Origin of the sequence: Haemophilus sp. CCUG 66565, from assembly GCF_001679495.1 — a bacterium.
Classification (GTDB): domain Bacteria; phylum Pseudomonadota; class Gammaproteobacteria; order Enterobacterales; family Pasteurellaceae; genus Haemophilus; species Haemophilus haemolyticus_K.
Genome location: NZ_LZOX01000014.1, coordinates 1 through 19560 on the forward strand (window position 1 = coordinate 1; position 19560 = coordinate 19560).

Sequence of the window (19560 nt, forward strand, 5' to 3'; positions counted from 1 at the left end):
AGTAGGGCACCGCCAGGTTTATTTTTTTAGTTTATTCATTGAGTAAATTAAAAAAATAAAAATTTTTGGCAGAGATAGTGCAATAGATCCACCTGATACCATACCGAACTCAGAAGTGAAATGTTGTAACGCTGATGGTAGTGTGGGGTATCCCCATGTGAGAGTAAGGCACTGCCAATTACCACATTTAGCGGAGTGGTAGTTCAGCTGGTTAGAATACCTGCCTGTCACGCAGGGGGTCGCGGGTTCGAGTCCCGTCCATTCCGCCAATTTATTCATACCAATAGGGGCGTAGTTCAATTGGTAGAGCACCGGTCTCCAAAACCGGGTGTTGGGAGTTCGAGCCTCTCCGCCCCTGCCATTAAAATATTCTTTTCAATTAATCATAAAATATCTTTATACTCATACCTTTTTCATATTATTTAATAATTCTATTTATTTTTCTTTTTGAATTAGATATATAATTATCAAATTTTAAATATAAAAATAATTAGTATGAAATCTCAATATTATCTTGGCATGATGTCTGGAACTAGTCTAGATGGAGTGGATGTTGTTCTTGTTGATTTTTCTCTAGAGCCTCGACTTATCTTATCTGATTTTTTTCCTATGCCAGAAAATTTACGTCAGACATTAACCAAACTCATTCAAACTGGTGAAACTACTCTACAAAATTTAGGCAAACTCGATCATGAGCTTGCTTTACTGTATTGTGATTGTGTAAATACTTTTCTACAAAAATATAATCTTATTCCAAGTCAAATTGAAGCTGTTGGTTGTCATGGACAGACAGTATGGCATTCTCCTGCTTCTGCATTTCCTTTCACAATGCAACTCGGCGATATGAATTTATTGGCAGCTAAAACAGGAATATCGGTTATTGGTGATTTTCGTCGTAAAGATATGGCTTTAGGCGGACAAGGGGCTCCTCTTGTACCCGCTTTCCACAAAGCTGTATTCTCAAATCCTAATTTTGCCACAGTTGTTTTAAATATTGGTGGGATTAGTAATGTTTCTATATTGTTTCCTAATCAACCTGTAATTGGGTTTGATACGGGGCCAGGTAATACACTATTAGATCAATGGATAGAAAAACACCAAGGTCTTCGCTATGACAAAAATGGTGAGTGGGCTTCGAAAGGCAACGTGAATCAAGTTCTGCTTGAGGAATTATTAAATGAACCTTTTTTCTCTTTACCGGCTCCCAAAAGTACAGGGAGAGAGTTATTTAATCTTGATTGGTTAATTGACAAAGTGGAAAAAGCATCTGAAAAACTTACCGCACTTTGCTCTAAAATGACATTACTCCCAGAAGATGTGCAAGCGACGCTTGTTGAATTGACAGTGACAAGCATTGTTAATGCACTAAATCAACTCCAAACAGATTTACCAAAACGTTTACTGGTATGTGGCGGCGGCGCAAAGAATAGCTTAATTATGCGTGGATTGCATGATAATTTACCCGATTGGCAGGTTGGTACAACGACAGAGCAAGGTTTTGATATTGATTATGTAGAAGCCGCTGCTTTTGCTTGGTTAGCTTATTGTCGAATGAACAATTTACCAGCAAATCTGCCTAGCGTAACTGGCGCAAAAAGTGCGGTTAGTTTGGGGGCTATTTTTCCTAAAGACTAAGATCAAAATATGAATGACATTATATTAAAAAGTTTATCCACGTTAATTACGGAGCAAAGAAATCCGAATTCAGTTGATATTGATCGTCAAAGTGCTTTAGATATTGTTCAATTAATGAATAAGGAAGATAAACAAGTTCCTTTAGCTATTGAAGCATGTTTGCCTGAGATTTCGTTAGCGGTAGATAAAATCGTTTATGCTTTTCAACAGGGCGGGCGTCTAGTATATATTGGGGCTGGGACGAGCGGTCGTCTCGGCGTATTGGATGCGTCAGAATGTCCTCCTACATTTGGTGTATCTTCGGAAATGGTCAAAGGTATTATTGCGGGGGGCGAACATGCTATCCGTCATCCCGTAGAAGGGGCGGAAGACAATACGCAAGCTGTATTTGAGGAGCTACAAAGTATAAATTTCTCAAAAAATGATGTATTAGTAGGAATCGCTGCAAGTGGCCGCACACCTTATGTTATTGCAGGTCTTCAATACGCTAAATCTCTCGGTGCTTTGACAATTTCTATTGTGAGTAATCCAAAATCTGCGATGGCTGAGATAGCCGATATTGCGATAGAAACTATTGTTGGCCCTGAAATATTGACTGGGTCTAGCCGCTTAAAATCTGGCACAGCACAAAAAATGGTACTGAATATGCTGACTACGGCAAGTATGATTTTATTGGGTAAATGTTACGAAAATTTGATGGTCGATGTACAAGCCAGTAATGAAAAGCTTAAAGCACGTGCTGTGCGTATTGTGATGCAAGCAACAGATTGTGATAAAGTGCTCGCTGAGCAGACATTAATTGAAGCAGAGCAAAATGCCAAGCTTGCAATTATGATGATTTTAAGTAATTTATCAAAATTAGAGGCGAAGGAATTATTAGAAAGACATCAAGGTAGATTAAGAAATGCACTTTCTAAATAAGACAAAAACCTGATTGTAAAATCAGGTTTTTATTTTGGAATTCCACGTAGCAATCCTACGGGGTCAAAAGGTTCCATTGAGGTTGGCGCAGGCATTTCTGTAAATAATAAAATAAATGGTTTAGGCGGGATTACTTTTTCATTACGCCATAAGTTGCCCATTCCAACAAGTTGGATATCTTCAGGTAAATTGTTAATTCCTGTTTGTAACACCGCAATGGTATTTGGACGAGGATGTCCTATCGCAATCGCTGTACCATGTTTCCTTGCATATTGAATTGCAGCTTGAAATTGATGTTGAACGTTAGCTAGTTCGTTACTGTCATCTAAAAATATATGACGATCTAAGGAACGAACACCTTGTTCTTTTGCTATTTTCCCTGCTACAGATTTTCCTATTGTTCGACTATCTAAAAAGAACAAATGTTTTTCTTGAAGTGCGGTCATTAAATAAGTCATTAATTGGGGATCGGCCGTAGCCGCACTGCCCATGTGATTATTCATGCCAATGGCATAATTCACGATATTTTTGGCTGTATTTACCCGATCATTGACCTGAGCTGAAGACATTCCTAAATGTAGTCCTCCATCTTCTATTTTCACCGCACTTACTGGTTGCATCGGCATATGAATTAAAATGTCTCGACCTTGAGATTTTGCTTCTTGATTTCGTGCTTGAGCATGAGGCGCAGCAGGAATAATTGCTACGGAAATTTCACGCGGCATTGCAAAAATAGCCGCATCTTCTTTGAGATGATAGCCTACATCATCAATAACAATTGCAAGTTTATTTTGTGCAAGGGAGATGGAAGTATAAAGTGCGGTAGAAAAAATGATGAAATTTTTCACCGCACTTTTTATGAGAAGTTTCATTAACGGATCCATCCAGTTGGATTCACTGGTGTGCCTTTTCGGCTAATTCCAAAATAGAGTGCGGAACGAGAGATTTCACCAGTATTGCCCACTTGAGCAATAGTTTGTCCTGCAGAAACAAGTTGACCAACTTTTACCAATACGGCTTGATTAAAACCATACAAACTTAAGTCGGTTTCACCATGTTTGACGATGACCATATAACCGTAGCCATTTAAATACCCAGCTAAAATGACACGTCCAGCCGCAATCGCTTTGACTGCAGTTCCAGCTGAGGCACCAATAACCATACCTTTCCAACGAACTTCACCTGCCTGAATAGTTCCAAAATTATGTAAAGCTGGGCCTGAAACTGGTGCAGAATATTGTTTTTTTGCAATCCCTAAACCACTTGTGCTGTTAAGCAATTGACGTTCTTGTGCTGTCGGTTGATAAGGCTTTGAAGTCCGTTTTTCTTCAGCTTTTTGTCGTTGTGAAAGTGCTTCTCGCTCTCTTTTTTCTTGTTCTAAGGCCGCTTTTTCTGCTCGTTGAATTTCTTGACGGAGCGCTTGTTCATTAGCCTTTAGGCTATCTAATTTATTTTGATCTCTCGCTAAATTTTTATTAAGTTCATTTAGTGTAGATTGACGTTCTTGCTGTGATTTTTGTAATTCTTGTTGCTGTTTTTTTTGCGTTAAAAGTTGATCTCGATGATTTTTTTGCTGACCTAAAATGGATTCTTTTTGGGATACAATTTGAGCTTGTGTTGCTTTTAAACTATCAATTATTTCTATTCGAACTTGGTTTAAATGTTGATAGTACACTTTCATGCGTTCTGCTTTTTCCGCATTTTTAGAAAACATTCTTTCAATGACGGAAGGATTTAAACCTGAGCGATAAATCATATCCATTTGTTTCGCTAATCGTGATTTTTGTTCAGATTCTTGTTTTTCCAATTGTTTGAGTTGTTTATCTGAATCAGAAATTTGCTTACGAATTTCTTTCAAGCTCATTTCTGTTTCATGTAACTCCCCCACGACAGCATTAATTTTACTTTCATGGTTTTTCAAATTAGCTTGTAACTTAGCTTGCTCGCGTTTTTGTTCAGCAATTTTAGATTCTTGTTGCTTAATTTGCTTTTGAATTTGGTTAAGATCGGACGCATGGCTTATTGGGGAAAAAATCAACAAACCGCAGCCAAAAAGTGCGGTGAAAAATGGCGATATTTTTTTGTTTAATCCCGAATACAGCATAATTTTTCCTAAATTCTTAAAATCGCACAAATCTTATCATATTTGTTAAAAGGCGAAAAAGTTTAGCTCCTATTTTTTGCTAAAGATCAGGAAAACTCGCCTTTTTGCTTTTAAACATACTCAATTTTTGCTATAAAGTGCGAGTTATCTTTTACTTAAATTTTAGGAGATTTTTATGGAATTAGTATTTATCCGTCACGGTTTTAGTGAATGGAATGCGAAAAACTTGTTCACTGGCTGGCGTGATGTAAATTTAACAGAACGCGGCGTAGAAGAAGCAAAAGCAGCGGGCAAAAAATTATTAGATGCTGGATATGAGTTTGATATCGCATTTACATCTGTGCTAACTCGTGCAATCAAAACTTGTAACATCGTGTTAGAAGAATCCCATCAATTATGGATTCCTCAAGTGAAAAACTGGCGTTTAAATGAACGTCATTATGGTGCTTTACAAGGTTTAGATAAAAAAGCGACTGCGGAACAATACGGTGACGAACAAGTTCATATTTGGCGTCGTTCTTATGACATTTCTCCACCAGATTTAGATCCACAAGATCCAAATTCTGCACATAATGACCGTCGTTACGCAAATATTCCGTCTGACGTTGTGCCAAATGCAGAAAACTTAAAAATTACTTTAGAGCGTGCACTTCCATTCTGGGAAGACCAAATTGCACCAGCAATGCTTTCTGGTAAACGCGTTTTAGTGGTTGCTCACGGTAACTCACTCCGTGCGTTGGCAAAACATATTATCGGTATTTCTGATGCTGAAATTATGGATTTTGAAATTCCAACAGGTCAACCTTTAGTATTAAAACTAGATGATAAATTAAATTATGTAGAACACTACTACCTTTAATTTATCGCTTTACTTTTTTTATTTAGCATTCAAAGTGCGGTTAATTTTAACCGCACTTTATGTTTAAGGAGACATGAATGAGAAAATTGATAACGTTCATTTTGGTGTTGTTGCCATTTTTTACGACATCAGTTACTGCAGCACCAGTACATAAAAATCAAATAAATAAAAAAATTGTAGTAACCAAATCTTTAGATAAAAAACAACAAACTAAAAAAACGAAAGAAACTAAATTAGTTCTAACCAAGAAAATGAGTACTAAAAATAAAAAACAAGCTGTGAAATTGACAGACAAAAAGCCTAAAGCTTTGGTAAAGGAAATTAGCTCGAAACCTAAGACATCTATTGAGAAAAAAACGACAACAGTTGTTTCAACAAAACATGAAAAAACAGTAAAGGATAAATCAGTTTATAAGCCAGTGATCGTGCCACAATGTAATGATTTTTCTGTATCAAAAGTGCTATCTGATGCATTTAAGCAGCAAGGCGATTCAACTAAAACCAGTATGATGGTGAAACAAATTCTTCAAGCAAGAGAAACGCAATTTTATCCACAAAAAGGTATTAGAAGTTGCCATGCTTTAGTGGTGACTGAGAGCAAAAGTTATCAAACAGATTACAGCGTTATTTTGAATGATAAAGGATTCTTTATTCAAGTAGAAAATGCTCAGTAGAAAAATGCGCTTGGCTTTTTAACCTTGCGCATTTTTGTAAACTATTTATTGTTTTGTTCAAAAAAGAGTACAGTTGCGGCTACACGAGAGTGCACATTGAGTTTACGTAATAAATTACGAATATGTACTTTCACGGTTTCTTCTGAAATAAACAGTTGAGCTGCAATTTGTTTGTTTGATAATCCTGTCGCAATTTGACGAAGTACATCCATTTCACGATCTGTTAAGCTATCTAATGGATTTTGCTCATGTCTTCGTTCAAGTAATAAATCTTTAATAGAATCACTTAAGATCACTTCACCTTGCGCTATTTGCTTAATTTGTTCTAGTAAGGTTTCGGGTTCTGTATCCTTTAGCAAATAGCCATCAGCACCGGCGTCAATTAACGTATAAATATCATTTTTAGCATCAGAGACAGTTAAAATTAAGATTCGCGCATCAACGCCTTCTGCGCGTAATCCTTTGAGCGTATCTAACCCTGAAAGTCCTTTCATGTTGAGATCTAAAATGATCACATCAGGTGATGTTTGTAATGCCACAGAAATCCCTTCTGTACCGCTGCCTACGTCAGCCACCACTTCAAAGTTATCGTCTAATTCTATAAGTTGTTTAATGCCACGACGCATTAATGGATGATCGTCAATTAATAAAACGCTTAGTTTTTCTTGCATAAATTCCCCCTTAGTGACGATAAACGTGCCATTCTATAAATAATTTCTATTAGTTCCAATGGCGAACCAATAGAAATTTGATTTTACGCATAAAGTTACTGTTTTTTAGGTATATTATAAGTGAATAAATTATATGGTTAGATTAAAACTTAATCAAAAGGTGATTAAATGGTTGATTCTAATACCCATAGCTCTTGTAAATTTTCTCGACGACGAATTAAATAGGATTTATCGCCATCTACTAAAACTTCTGCAGTACGGGGTCTCGAGTTATAGTTTGATGACATGCTTGCTCCATAGGCGCCAGCTGAGCATTGAGCAATATAATCACCTTCTGCAATAGAAAGTTCCCGTTGTTTACCCAAGAAATCAGACGTTTCGCAAACTGGCCCCACAACATCATAAATGGCTTTTTCTCTTGCTAAAGTGCGGTCAATTTCTACGATATTCATATAAGCCTCATACAACGCAGGGCGGATCATATCGTTCATTCCTGTGTCGGTAATCGCGAAATTACGACTTTCATTATTTTTTAGATATTGCACTTTGGCTACTAAAATTCCCGCATTTGCAGAAATTGCTCTACCTGGTTCAAGAATAATTTCAAGTTCAGGATAATTTTTTAGTTTTTCTAACAATGCATTTGCGTAATCGCTTGGATGCGGTGGTGTTTCATCCGTATAAGTCACGCCTAAACCACCGCCCAGATCGAGATGTTTTAATATAATTCCATCTTCTTTTAATTGTTCCATTAGGACAATTAAGCGATCTGTTGCATCTAAGAATGGTTGTAATTCCGTGAGCTGTGAGCCTATGTGGCAATCCATCCCTGTTATTTTTATGTTTGGTAGCGTTGAGGCTAATTTATATACTTCTCTAGCTTCATTTACGCTTACACCAAATTTATTTTCTTTTAATCCTGTTGAGATATAAGGGTGTGTATGCGCATCAACATCTGGATTCACTCGTAAAGATATTGGCGCTATTTTCCCCATCTCGCCTGCGATCTGGTTAATATTTTTGAGTTCAGAAACTGATTCTACATTAAAGCAACGGATTCCAACTTCTAGTGCACGAATAATTTCTTCTCGGGATTTAGCTACGCCCGAAAAGACCACTTTTGATGCTTCGCCACCAGCTGCAAGTACACGTTCAAGTTCGCCTTGCGAGACAATATCGAAACCCGAACCTAGTTTTGCCATGATGTTTAACACGCCGATATTCGAGCAAGATTTTACAGCAAAGCAAATTAGGTGAGGACGCTTACCGAAGGCTGAGTCAAAAGCATGCCAATGGCGTTCAAGTGTTGCACGAGAATATACATAAAGAGGTGTACCGAATTGTTCAGCAAGTTGTTGAACCGGAATATCTTCAGCATAAAGCTTATTATTTTTATATTGGAAGAAATTCATGTTGTGTTCCTGTTTTTTGGGGATTGTAATTGGATAATCGCTTATTTGGTTTGTTGTGCTTGTTCTTTTTCTGGGAAATATAAAGGACCTTTTACGCCGCATCCTGTTGCTACAATGCAAATTGCACTAAGCACTAAAATTGATAGTAGTTTTTTCATTTTTCTCTCTCTTATTTATCGGTAAATCCGCCTTTCACAAGCTTAAGAAAGGCTTTATAATTTGCTGCATTCTATCAGATTTAAACAGGAACATTTTATGAATATTGCAGAATTTCACCAAAATATTGAACGAGTTTGGCAAAAAATTGAAGAAGAATTAGAAGCGCAAGGTGCGGATGTAGATTGTGAAACGCAAGGTTCAGTATTTACAATCACCTTTGATAATCGCACACAAATAGTGATTAACAAGCAAGAGCCATTACTTGAGCTTTGGATTGCGAGTAAATTAGGTGGTTTTCATTTTGCTTTTAAAAATGGCGACTGGGTTTCTAACGACGGAAAACGTTTTTGGGATTGTTTAGTAGAAGCTTGTGCTGCACATGGCGAGAATGTGCAGTTCTAAGATGCTTGATTCTCCTTTATCACCAAAAATAATAGAAAAACCGACCGCACTTTCTGTTTTGAAATCGGTTTTTGGTTATCAATCTTTCCGTAAAGGGCAGGAAGAAGTCATCAATGCCGCGTTAAACGGACAAGATGCTTTGGTGGTAATGGCAACGGGGAATGGCAAATCGCTTTGTTATCAAATTCCCGCACTTTGTTTTGAGGGTTTAACTTTAGTGATTTCTCCTCTGATTTCCTTGATGAAAGATCAAGTGGATCAGCTTCAAGCTAATGGAATTGAGGCGGATTTTCTTAATTCTAGTCAGACTTTAGAACAGCAGCAACAAGTACAAAATAAACTTATTTCTGGGCAACTTAAACTCCTTTATGTGTCGCCAGAAAAAGTGATGACGAACAGCTTCTTTCAACTTATTTCTTATAGCAAAGTCAACTTTATTGCGATTGATGAAGCACATTGCATTTCTCAATGGGGGCATGATTTTCGCCCTGAATATACCCAGCTTGGCGGTTTAAAAGCTAGTTTCCCTCATGCGCCGATTATGGCGCTTACCGCGACAGCAGATTATGCGACTCGCCAAGATATTTTGACTCACCTCAATCTGGAAAATCCGCATAAATATATTGGTAGTTTTGATCGACCGAACATTCGTTATACCTTAGAAGAAAAATATAAACCAATGGAGCAACTAACACATTTTGTGTTAGCTCAAAAGGGCAAGAGTGGGATTATTTATTGCAACAGCAGAAATAAGGTTGAGCGAATTGCAGAAAGTTTACGTAATAAAGGCGTCTCTGCTGCAGCTTATCATGCGGGAATGGAAACGGCACTGCGTGAGCGCGTGCAACAGGATTTTCAGCGTGATAATGTTCAAGTAGTCGTCGCAACCATTGCTTTTGGAATGGGGATTAATAAATCCAATGTGCGGTTTGTTGCCCATTTTGATTTACCTCGCAGCATTGAATCTTACTATCAGGAAACGGGGCGAGCAGGACGTGATGATTTACCAGCAGAGGCCGTTTTGTTTTATGAGCCGGCGGATTACGCTTGGTTGCAAAAAATTCTCTTAGAAAAACCAGAAACGCCACAGCGTCAGATTGAGCAGCATAAATTAGAAGCTATTGGTGAATTTGCGGAAAGCCAGACTTGTCGCCGTTTAGTTCTTCTCAATTATTTTGGTGAACATCGACAAATACCATGCAATAACTGTGATATTTGCCTTGACCCTCCTAAAAAATATGATGGATTAGTCGATGCGCAAAAAATAATGTCTACTATTTATCGAGTGGGGCAATGTTTCGGTGCACATTATGTGATTGCGGTGTTGCGTGGCATGCACAATCAAAAAATTATTGAACGCCAGCACGATAAACTTTCAGTGTATGGCATTGGAAAAGATAAAAGCAAAGAGCATTGGCAGTCTGTCATTCGTCAGCTTATTCATTTGGGTTTTGTGCAACAGGTCATTAGTGAATTAAATCCAACGTTGCAACTTACTGAAAGTGCAAAAACGATTCTGAAAGGTGAAGAACCATTAGAACTGGCAATGCCTCGAATTTCCTCAATAAGTAAAATCGCCCATAATCCACAACGCCAAAGTGTTGCAAATTATGATAAAGATTTATTTGCACGCCTGCGTTTCTTACGCAAACAAATTGCCGATAAAGAAAATATTCCGCCGTACATTGTCTTTAATGATGCGACTTTGCAAGAAATGGCACAATATATGCCAACAAGCAATATTGAAATGCTGCAAATTAATGGCGTGGGCTCTATCAAATTAGAACGGTTTGGCCAGCCTTTTATGGCATTGATTCAGGAACATAGAGCAATTTTGGCGAAAGCGCAAAATAATGAGTAAGTATCGAAAGTGCGGTTAAAAATCACCGCACTTTTTGTTATACTTGCGCCAATTTTTTCAGTTCTTAGAATCTAAGGTTAAACAATGCGTACAAGTCAATATTTATTCTCCACCCTTAAAGAAACACCAAATGATGCTCAGGTCGTGAGCCACCAATTAATGTTGCGTGCAGGTATGATTCGCCCAATGGCATCAGGTTTATATAACTGGCTACCTACTGGTATTCGCGTATTGAAAAAAGTAGAAAAGATTATTCGCGAAGAGATGAACAAAGGTGGTGCAATTGAGGTATTAATGCCAGTGGTGCAACCTGCGGAATTATGGGAAGAGTCTGGTCGTTGGGAGCAATATGGCCCTGAGCTCCTTCGTTTTGAAGACCGCGGAAACCGTAACTTTGTACTTGGGCCAACTCACGAAGAAGTGATTACTGATTTAGTGCGCCGAGAAGTTTCTTCATATAAACAACTTCCACTGAACTTATACCAAATTCAAACTAAATTCCGTGATGAAGTACGTCCTCGTTTTGGTGTGATGCGTTCGCGTGAATTTATTATGAAAGATGCCTACTCGTTTCACACGACACAAGAAAGTTTACAAGAAACCTATGATGTGATGTACCAAGTGTACAGTAACATTTTTAACCGTTTAGGCTTAGATTTCAGAGCGGTACAAGCGGATACGGGGTCTATTGGGGGGGCAGCTTCGCATGAGTTCCAAGTGTTAGCTTCCAGCGGTGAAGATGATGTGGTGTTCTCTACCGAATCAGATTTTGCTGCGAACATTGAGCTTGCTGAAGCGGTAGCTATCGGTGAGCGTCAAGCGCCAACTGCAGAAATGACCTTAGTAGATACGCCAAATGCGAAAACCATTTCCGAACTTGTCGAACAATTCAATCTGCCGATTGAAAAAACCGTGAAAACCTTGATTGTGAAAGGTGCTGATGAAAATCAACCGCTTGTTGCTTTAATTATTCGCGGCGACCACGAATTAAACGAGATCAAAGCACAAAAACACCCGTTAGTGGCAGATCCTCTTGAGTTCGCTGACGAAGCAGAAATCAAAGCAAAAATTGGGGCAAGCGTGGGTTCATTAGGTGCGGTAAATCTTAATATTCCTGCAATTATTGACCGCACTGTAGCGTTAATGTCTGATTTTAGCTGTGGTGCGAATATCGATGGAAAACATTACTTCAATGTAAACTGGGAGCGCGATGTTGCAATGCCAGAAGTGTTCGACTTGCGTAACGTGGTGGAAGGCGACCCAAGCCCAGATGGTAAAGGCGTGCTTCAAATCAAACGCGGGATTGAAGTGGGACATATTTTCCAACTTGGTAAAAAATACTCTGAAGCAATGAAAGCGACCGTTCAAGGCGAAGATGGTAAACCTCTTGTGATGATAATGGGTTGCTATGGCATCGGCGTGACTCGTGTGGTGGCTTCAGCGATTGAACAGCATCATGATGATCGCGGTATTATTTGGCCTTCAGATGAAATTGCACCATTTACTATAGCGATTGTGCCAATGAACATGCACAAATCTGAAGCCGTGCAAAAATACGCTGAAGAACTTTACCGCACTTTACAATCACAAGGCGTAGATGTGATTTTTGATGATCGTAAAGAACGCCCAGGCGTGATGTTTGCAGACATGGAACTCATTGGTGTACCGCATATGGTTGTAATCGGTGAGAAAAACCTAGATAACGGTGAAATTGAATATAAGAACCGTCGTACCGGTGAAAAGAAAATGATTGCTAAAGATGAGCTATTGGCATTTTTGGAAGAGAATGTGAAGGCATAGTTTTCTTATCAAGCAAAAAAGTGTGGTGAATGTTCACCGCACTTTTATTTTATGGCTTAATATCTCTTAAAATTGGATTTTGCATTGAAATCAGTGTTTCTGTAGATTGAATCTCATCAATTAGCTGAATTTTAGTTGCCAGAACGGAATGTAATTCTGCAATTGTGTGTGTCATCACCTTTAAGAAAATTGAGTAATTGCCCGTTGTATAATAGGCTTCCACTACTTCATCGAAACTTTCTAGCTTTTTGATCACTTTCTCATAATCTTTTGCGCTTTTTAGAATAATGCCGATAAAACAGCATACGTCATAACCTAATTTACGCTCATCAATAATCACCTTCGTGCCTTCAATAATGCCGGATTGGCGCATTTTTTCTACACGTACATGGATTGTTCCTGGGCTTACTCCAAAGTTTTTAGCCATTTCGGCATAGGGAGTTCTCGCATCTTTGGTGAGTACACGTAAGATTTGCTGATCTAAATTATCAATGTTGTGCATAAAATCATCTCCTTTAGATTTTATTTAATTTTTACACCTTGGATTAGATAATATTTAATTTATAAAAGAAAGTAAATAAAATACTTGAAATAATGCTCGGTTTTATTAAATAATACGTAACAAATAAAACAACAGATTAAAAAGGTTATAAAAATGAAAAAGACATTTATTTTACAACAACAAGAAATCAGCTTTGTGAAGAATACCTTCACCCAAAACCTTATTGAACAACTTGGCATTATTGAAGTACAAGGTCCGATCTTGAGCCAAGTGGGTAACGGAATGCAAGATAACTTATCTGGTATTGAAAAAGCCGTTCAGGTTAACGTGAAATGTATTCCAAATGCAGTATTTGAAGTGGTGCATTCCCTAGCAAAATGGAAACGCCATACCCTTGCTCGCTTCAATTTTAAAGAAGGCGAAGGCTTGTTTGTTCATATGAAAGCATTACGTCCAGATGAAGACTCTCTTGATCCAACTCACTCTGTTTATGTGGATCAATGGGACTGGGAAAAAGTGATTCCTGAAGGTCGTCGTAATTTTGAATACTTAAAAGAAACGGTAAATTCTATTTATCGTGCTATTCGCTTAACGGAATTAGCCGTAGAAGCACGCTTTGATATTCCTTCAATTCTTCCAAAACACATTACCTTTGTGCATAGCGAAGATTTAGTAAAACGCTATCCAGATTTAAGCAGTAAAGAGCGTGAAAACGCAATTTGTAAAGAATACGGCGCAGTATTCTTGATTGGGATTGGCGGTAAACTTTCAGATGGCAAACCTCATGATGGTCGTGCACCTGACTATGATGACTGGACGACTGAATCTGAAAATGGCTATAAAGGCTTAAACGGTGATATTTTGGTATGGAATGATCAATTAGGCAAAGCATTTGAACTTTCCTCAATGGGTATCCGCGTAGATGAAAGTGCATTACGTTTACAAGTTGGTATAACGGGTGATGAAGACCGTTTAAAAATGGATTGGCACCAAGATTTATTAAACGGAAAATTACCATTAACTATCGGCGGTGGTATCGGCCAATCTCGCTTAGCGATGCTTTTACTTCGTAAAAAACATATTGGTGAAGTACAATCAAGCGTATGGCCAAAAGAAATGCTAGAAGAGTTTGCCCATATTTTATAAGATAGGTATTAATACAAGGATACAAAAAAAACACGATGATTTTTCATCGTGTTTTTTATTATAGCCAGACAAAAGTCTGGCTATAAAAACCATACGCTATGCGTATGGAGTCAAATAGCTTAAGCGATGAACAGAAAAAATCCTCGCTATATAATGAACAAGGCTGACAACCAAAATTCAACATATAGGAGGATTATCATGGTAAGTAAAACCAATGACGATTCAAGTCTATCACACACAAAATGGAACTGTAAGTATCACATTGTATTTATCCCGAAGTACAGAAGAAAAGCAATTTATGGAAAGTTAAGAGCAGATATAGGTCAAATATTGAGGCAGTTATGTGGCTATAAAAATGTGGAGATAATAGAAGCGCATGCAATGCCAGACCATATCCATATGCTCTTAAAAATCCCACCTAAAATATCAGTATCAGGTTTTATGGGCTATTTGAAGGGGAAGTCTGCGCTAATGATTTTTGAAAGACACGCGAACTTAAAATATAGATATGGAAATAGGCATTTCTGGGCGAAAGGATTTTTTGTAAGTACAGTAGGGTTAAATACAAAAGTGGTAGAGGATTATATGAGAAACCAAGAAAAAGAAGATATGGTTCAAGATAATTTATCAACGAAAGAACATGTTGACCCCTTTAAGGGGTAATCAAGGAAATAATTAGACGCGGTTGTCAGCTCTCACAAGCCCCTTGAGGGGCTTGTGAAGTATAGGCCCTTATAGGGGAGCCTAAAAACCGCACGTTTTACGTGCGGATTGTTATTTCAGAAAGCAATAGCAGACTTCATTACTAAAGTGCGGTAATATTTTGGGCTGTTTTTAATTAATGACCGCCGCAGCCACAGCTGCCGTGACCATGTCCGTGCCCGTGACCACCGCCGCAGCATCCGCTGTGCTCGTGATCATGGTCGTGATGGTGATGATGACCACCACAGCCACAACCGTGACCTTCTTCGTCATCATCGTGGTGGTGGCTATGTGCACCGTGAACGTGGCCATGTGCGATTTCTTCTAACGTTGCTTCACGCGTTGCGACAACTTCAACCGTGAAGTGTAATTCTTGACCCGCTAACATGTGATTTCCATCAACCACAACTTCATTACCATCGATTTCAGTAATCACCACTGGAACTGGGCCAATGTCAGTATCCGCTAAGAAACGCATGCCAACTTCAAGTTCATCAACACCTTGGAATACATCTTTTGGTACACGTTGAACCATATTTTCGCTGTATGCACCGTAACCTTCTTCAGGTTGTACACGTACTTCAAATTTGTCGCCAACTTCTTTACCTTCAAGCGCTTTTTCAAGACCGATCACTAAATTATTGTGGCCTTGTAAATATTCTAGTGGTTGATTTGCTGGTGCTTCATCGACCAATACGCCATCTTGTGTGCGAACTTGGTAAGCAATGCTCACCACTACATTTTTTGCTACTTTCATTATGTTTTCCTTATAAAAAAATCGGTTAAAAAAAGTTGTACCATTGTAGCGAAAATTATTCCGCGCGCAATGCAATTCGCGCACTAATGCGCGCTTTTATTTTCTCTTTACCATTTTCAAGATAAGCATCGCTAGAAGAATCCACTGCACTCATATCGGCAGATTTTGCCATCGCCATCATATAAGGTCGTGGGCTCATGGTTTGTTCATTCACGGAGGAGACATCTAAATCTAAAATTTGATAGCCTTTCATATTCAATGAATTTTGAATTAATGTGGCTTTGTTTTTAAATTTATCCAATGCAGCTTGAGTTAATTCATTTTCTAAACTCATTAATTTTTCTGATGAAATAAGTGCATTCGTACTTTCCACCGTCATAACACCATCAAGCTCGCTAATCACTTTGGAGATAGCTTGGAAATCTTTGCTTTCTAATACAAGTTCTACACGATCAATCCAACCAGATTGCTTGCCTTGATTGTTATAACGCACACTGGTATGACGAAAATGATCTTTAATTTCTACCGCACTTTCGTTTTTCGCGATAGAAAGTGCTTTGCTTAATTTCTCATTGATCGTTTTATTTAAGGTTGAAAGTGAAGTACCTTCCGCTTGATAAAAAAGCGTAACCTGTAACAAATCTCGTGAAACTTCTTTTTCGACTTCAGCATTAAAAGAAATAATATTATTTTGCACCGCACTTTGCGGATTATCCGCCAATGCGGGCGCAGCAAAAGGCAACGCCAATAACGCTAAAGAAAGAGATTTTAATTTCATATTGAAACTCCTAAAAAAATAACCGCACTTAATAAGTGCGGTTAAAAAGAATGATTAATGCACACGAGGCTCTTCGACATCCTCGTCATCAAAAAATTCCCCATCATCACCGTATTCATCGTCATCGGCATTCGGGTCTTCAAAATAGGTGCCCCAACCATCATAAATGCCTTTATGTTTTTCTAATAACGGAAGGATTTCTTTTTGTTGCGCATCAATAATTTCCGCTTTTAATTCTACTTCACTGATAATGTCAAAGCAGAAAATTGGTTTGCCATCATCATCTTCAAATTCTTCTGCTTCGGAAACTTCATAACCAGCTTTAAACGCATCTACCGCGATTTTTTCTAACAAATCAAAATCGTGATGAGCAATGTGATGCTCAATAATGTAAAGCGCATCCGGGTCACTACCATCGTTAAGTAAATCAGTGATAATTTCACGGGTTTCTGCTTGTAACTCAGCCAATTTTGACATAATAAAATCCTTCAACAAGAATAAAAGTGCGGTTATTTTAGTGGATAAATCACCAAAAGTCGCATAAAATTTCGCGCAGTTATTTTCTATAAAAAAGAACCCTTAACCATGCTCGAACAACTCCCTTATTTGGCATTAAAAACACCGCCAAAAACCACCGCACTTTTAAAGGCTGAATGTGCGGATTTTATTGTAAAAGAGCATTTAGGCTATGAAATGTCAGGCGAAGGTGAGTTTGTTGCCTTGTATGTACGCAAAACAGATTGCAACACCTTATTTGTTGGCGAAAAATTAGCTAAATTTGCCGGTGTTTCTGAACGCAATATGGGATATGCGGGGTTGAAAGATCGTCGAGCGGTGACAGAACAATGGTTTTGTTTACAAATGCCAGGAATGGAAACGCCCGATTTCAGTCAATTTGAATTAGATGGTGTAGAGATTTTAACGGTTACTCGACATAACCGAAAAATTCGCACGGGTAGTCTTGAGGGAAATTATTTCGATATTTTATTACGCGGTGCAGAAGAATCTGATGAGCTTAAAGCGCGGTTGGATTTTGTGGCAAATTTTGGTTTCCCAAATTATTTTACGGAACAACGTTTTGGCCGGGATGGTCATAACCTCACGCAAGCATTGCGTTGGGCGCAAGGAGAAATTAAGGTAAAAGATCGCAAAAAACGCAGTTTTTATCTTTCCGCCGCGCGCAGTGAAATTTTTAATTTAGTTGTGGCTGCTCGTATCGAAAAGGGCACAACGAATCAAGTTTTGCCAAACGATATTGTGCAATTAGCCGGTTCGCACAGTTGGTTCAAGGCGGATGAAAAAGAAGACTTAAATGCATTGCAAGTGAGGTTAGAAAATCAAGATATTTTACTCACCGCCCCTTTAATTGGCGAAGATGTGTTGGCAGCAAGCAATATTGAAAATGAAATCGTAAATCAACATTCAGTTTTCGATCCTTTAATGAAACAAGAGAGAATGAAGGCAGCGCGTCGTCCATTATTAATGAAAGCAAAAGATTTTTCTTGGGCATTTGAGCCAGAGGGCTTGCGTTTGAAATTTTATTTGCCAGCAGGCAGTTATGCCACGGCATTAGTTCGTGAGTTAGTAAATTATACAGAAGCATAAGGAAGTACAATGCGAATTTTAGTCAGTAATGATGACGGTTTTCACGCGGAAGGCATTCAAGTTTTAGCAACAGAATTAAGAAAAATTGCCGAAGTCATTGTTGTTGCACCCGATCGTAATCGAAGTGCAGCATCAAGCTCGCTCACATTAGTGGAGCCACTGCGCCCACGCCATTTAGACAATGGCGATTATTGTGTGAATGGTACACCAGCAGATTGTGTACATTTAGCGTTAAACGGGTTTTTATCTGGCCAAGTGGATTTAGTGGTATCGGGCATTAATGCGGGTTGTAATATGGGCGATGATACGATTTATTCAGGCACATTAGCCGCAGCCCTTGAAGGTCGCCATTTAGGGCTGCCTGCTATTGCAGTCTCATTAGATGGTCGTCAACATTATGAAACAGCAGCGCGAGTCGTGTGTGATCTCATTCCAAAATTACATCATCAATTATTAAATCCTCGTGAAATTATTAATATTAATGTGCCGGATTTACCTTTTGAAGAATTAAAGGGTTACAAGGTGTGTCGTTTGGGTTACCGTGCGTCGTCTGCAGAAGTCATTAAACAAAGGGATCCTCGTGATGAAACCATTTATTGGATTGGCCCTTCAGCATTACCTAAGGATGAAAGCGAGGGAACAGATTTCCATGCGGTGAAAAATGGTTATGTGTCTATCACGCCAATTCAGGCAGATCTTACTGCACATCATTCACTTTCGGCTTTACAAGATTGGTTAGAGCAGGAATAATGGCGCGTTTTACCAAATAGAGAAGAAATATGAAAATTTTCGGTACGATGTATGATAAAACCATGCAATGGTCAACGCACCGTTTTGCGACTTTCTGGCTCTCTTTTGTTAGTTTTATCGAGGCGATATTTTTTCCTATTCCGCCCGATGTGATGTTGATCCCAATGTCTATGTCAAAGCCAAAAAGTGCGGTGAAATTTGCATTTTATACGGCAATTGCTTCTGTCATCGGTGGGGTTATCGGTTATGCAATTGGTTATTATGCAACGGACTGGGTGGAAAACATTGTACAACAATGGGGATATGGTGCGCATTGGGCAAAAGCCATAAATTGGTTTGAGCAATGGGGCGTATTAGTTGTGTTTGTGGCTGGGTTTAGCCCAATTCCTTACAAGGTGTTTACTCTCTGCTCTGGCGTAATGCAAATGGCATTTTTCCCTTTTGCCATCACGGCATTTGTTTCACGTTTAGCGCGTTTCTTGCTGGTGGCAAAATTAGCCGCGTGGGGCGGTGAAAAATTCGCAGCAAAATTGCGAAAATCTATTGAAATTATTGGTTGGTCAGTCGTTGCGCTGGCTGTCATTGCTTACTTTATATTGAAAAACTAGGATAAAAAATGAATAAATTAGGTCTTATTTTAATGACTGGATTCGTATTAGTTGGATGTGCATCAGAACAAGCAAAAGATCCAGATGCGTTGCCAAACGGCATCATGCAACCAGTAGAAGGCACAGGCGCAGTTGCTGGTGGTAGCTTTATGCCAGAAATTCAAAAAAATACAATGCCAGCGCAAACGAAATAATAAAGGAACAATAAGGAATT

Annotated in this window: 22 protein-coding genes, 2 tRNA genes and 1 rRNA gene; 16 read left to right on the forward strand and 9 right to left on the reverse strand. The window is 38.6% G+C overall.

Features of this window, described 5'->3' with window-relative positions:
• Window positions 1-64: 64 nt before the first annotated feature.
• The 5 genes from rrf to murQ all read left to right on the forward strand — a co-directional run bounded on the left by rrf (window position 65) and on the right by murQ (window position 2556).
• Window positions 65-180 (forward strand): 5S ribosomal RNA (rrf, locus tag A9501_RS05190).
• A gap of 12 nt (window positions 181-192) precedes the next feature.
• Window positions 193-269, forward strand: a tRNA-Asp gene (locus tag A9501_RS05195).
• Window positions 270-285: 16 nt separating this feature from the next.
• Window positions 286-361 (forward strand) — tRNA-Trp (locus A9501_RS05200).
• A gap of 134 nt (window positions 362-495) precedes the next feature.
• Window positions 496-1635, forward strand: a complete 1140-nt coding sequence (locus tag A9501_RS05205; RefSeq protein WP_065265176.1) for an anhydro-N-acetylmuramic acid kinase — start codon at window positions 496-498, stop codon at window positions 1633-1635.
• Window positions 1636-1644: 9 nt separating this feature from the next.
• Window positions 1645-2556 (forward strand): N-acetylmuramic acid 6-phosphate etherase, encoded by a 912-nt coding sequence (murQ, locus tag A9501_RS05210; protein WP_005634581.1) that lies wholly within the window; start codon window positions 1645-1647, stop codon window positions 2554-2556.
• A gap of 29 nt (window positions 2557-2585) precedes the next feature.
• Here murQ and A9501_RS05215 read toward each other — a convergent pair whose 3' ends face one another.
• Together A9501_RS05215 and envC are read right to left on the reverse strand one after the other, a co-directional pair.
• Window positions 2586-3428, reverse strand: coding sequence for a divergent polysaccharide deacetylase family protein (locus A9501_RS05215; protein ID WP_032828005.1), 843 nt, complete (start codon window positions 3426-3428; stop codon window positions 2586-2588).
• Entirely contained in the window at window positions 3428-4660 is a 1233-nt protein-coding gene (envC, locus tag A9501_RS05220) for a murein hydrolase activator EnvC (RefSeq protein ID WP_005634577.1), read from the reverse strand. The genes A9501_RS05215 and envC overlap by 1 nt, the downstream gene beginning before the upstream one ends.
• Before the next feature lie 175 nt (window positions 4661-4835).
• On the opposite strand from envC, the gene A9501_RS05225 reads away from it, so the two are divergent.
• Both A9501_RS05225 and A9501_RS05230 read left to right on the forward strand, forming a co-directional pair.
• Entirely contained in the window at window positions 4836-5519 is a 684-nt protein-coding gene (locus tag A9501_RS05225; protein WP_005625827.1) for a 2,3-diphosphoglycerate-dependent phosphoglycerate mutase, read from the forward strand.
• Between the two features lie 77 nt (window positions 5520-5596).
• On the forward strand, window positions 5597-6193 hold the full coding sequence (locus A9501_RS05230; RefSeq protein WP_065265177.1) for a hypothetical protein: 597 nt from the start codon (window positions 5597-5599) through the stop codon (window positions 6191-6193).
• A gap of 41 nt (window positions 6194-6234) precedes the next feature.
• Here the strand turns inward: A9501_RS05230 and A9501_RS05235 are convergent, their stop codons facing one another.
• From A9501_RS05235 to lptM, 3 genes are all read right to left on the reverse strand, one after another.
• Complete coding sequence (locus A9501_RS05235) at window positions 6235-6864, reverse strand: response regulator (protein ID WP_048953116.1); 630 nt, start codon at window positions 6862-6864, stop codon at window positions 6235-6237.
• A gap of 164 nt (window positions 6865-7028) precedes the next feature.
• Complete coding sequence (gene lysA, locus A9501_RS05240) at window positions 7029-8276, reverse strand: diaminopimelate decarboxylase (protein ID WP_065265178.1); 1248 nt, start codon at window positions 8274-8276, stop codon at window positions 7029-7031.
• A 41-nt stretch (window positions 8277-8317) separates the two neighbouring features.
• A complete protein-coding gene (lptM, locus tag A9501_RS09830) occupies window positions 8318-8434 on the reverse strand; it encodes an LPS translocon maturation chaperone LptM (protein ID WP_005639040.1) in 117 nt (38 codons plus the stop codon).
• A 97-nt stretch (window positions 8435-8531) separates the two neighbouring features.
• Here lptM and cyaY point away from each other — a divergent pair, with 97 nt between their 5' ends.
• From cyaY to proS, 3 genes are all read left to right on the forward strand, one after another.
• On the forward strand, window positions 8532-8837 hold the full coding sequence (gene cyaY, locus A9501_RS05245; protein WP_065265179.1) for an iron donor protein CyaY: 306 nt from the start codon (window positions 8532-8534) through the stop codon (window positions 8835-8837).
• Between the two features lies 1 nt (window position 8838).
• The gene (gene recQ / locus A9501_RS05250) at window positions 8839-10698 is read left to right on the forward strand and encodes a DNA helicase RecQ (RefSeq protein ID WP_065265180.1); all 1860 of its coding nucleotides are present in this window, start codon (window positions 8839-8841) and stop codon (window positions 10696-10698) included.
• Between the two features lie 84 nt (window positions 10699-10782).
• Window positions 10783-12498, forward strand: a complete 1716-nt coding sequence (gene proS / locus A9501_RS05255; protein WP_065265181.1) for a proline--tRNA ligase — start codon at window positions 10783-10785, stop codon at window positions 12496-12498.
• Window positions 12499-12547: 49 nt separating this feature from the next.
• On the opposite strand, the gene asnC is transcribed toward proS, so the two are convergent.
• On the reverse strand, window positions 12548-13000 hold the full coding sequence (gene asnC, locus A9501_RS05260) for a transcriptional regulator AsnC (protein WP_065265182.1): 453 nt from the start codon (window positions 12998-13000) through the stop codon (window positions 12548-12550).
• Window positions 13001-13153: 153 nt separating this feature from the next.
• On the opposite strand from asnC, the gene asnA reads away from it, so the two are divergent.
• Window positions 13154-14146, forward strand: coding sequence for an aspartate--ammonia ligase (asnA, locus tag A9501_RS05265; protein ID WP_048953111.1), 993 nt, complete (start codon window positions 13154-13156; stop codon window positions 14144-14146).
• Between the two features lie 198 nt (window positions 14147-14344).
• Window positions 14345-14809: an IS200/IS605 family transposase gene (gene tnpA, locus A9501_RS05270; protein WP_065265183.1), complete on the forward strand. Its 465-nt coding sequence runs from the start codon at window positions 14345-14347 to the stop codon at window positions 14807-14809.
• Between the two features lie 175 nt (window positions 14810-14984).
• Here the strand turns inward: tnpA and slyD are convergent, their stop codons facing one another.
• The 3 genes from slyD to rraB are packed head-to-tail and all read right to left on the reverse strand — an operon-like array spanning window position 14985 to window position 16860.
• Window positions 14985-15605, reverse strand: a complete 621-nt coding sequence (gene slyD, locus A9501_RS05275; protein WP_065265184.1) for a peptidylprolyl isomerase — start codon at window positions 15603-15605, stop codon at window positions 14985-14987.
• Between the two features lie 55 nt (window positions 15606-15660).
• Window positions 15661-16383, reverse strand: coding sequence for an SIMPL domain-containing protein (locus A9501_RS05280; protein WP_065265185.1), 723 nt, complete (start codon window positions 16381-16383; stop codon window positions 15661-15663).
• A 54-nt stretch (window positions 16384-16437) separates the two neighbouring features.
• Window positions 16438-16860, reverse strand: coding sequence for a ribonuclease E inhibitor RraB (gene rraB, locus A9501_RS05285; protein WP_032826463.1), 423 nt, complete (start codon window positions 16858-16860; stop codon window positions 16438-16440).
• A 108-nt stretch (window positions 16861-16968) separates the two neighbouring features.
• Between rraB and truD the strand changes: the two genes are divergently transcribed.
• From truD to A9501_RS05305, 4 genes are read left to right on the forward strand one after another with little or no spacing between them, the layout of a single operon-like run.
• Window positions 16969-17988, forward strand: coding sequence for a tRNA pseudouridine(13) synthase TruD (gene truD, locus A9501_RS05290; RefSeq protein ID WP_065265186.1), 1020 nt, complete (start codon window positions 16969-16971; stop codon window positions 17986-17988).
• A 9-nt stretch (window positions 17989-17997) separates the two neighbouring features.
• A complete protein-coding gene (surE, locus tag A9501_RS05295) occupies window positions 17998-18738 on the forward strand; it encodes a 5'/3'-nucleotidase SurE (RefSeq protein ID WP_065265187.1) in 741 nt (246 codons plus the stop codon).
• A gap of 29 nt (window positions 18739-18767) precedes the next feature.
• Window positions 18768-19346 (forward strand): YqaA family protein, encoded by a 579-nt coding sequence (locus A9501_RS05300; RefSeq protein ID WP_065246487.1) that lies wholly within the window; start codon window positions 18768-18770, stop codon window positions 19344-19346.
• 8 nt (window positions 19347-19354) lie between these two features.
• Window positions 19355-19540: a hypothetical protein gene (locus A9501_RS05305; RefSeq protein ID WP_046949370.1), complete on the forward strand. Its 186-nt coding sequence runs from the start codon at window positions 19355-19357 to the stop codon at window positions 19538-19540.
• Window positions 19541-19560: the final 20 nt, after the last annotated feature.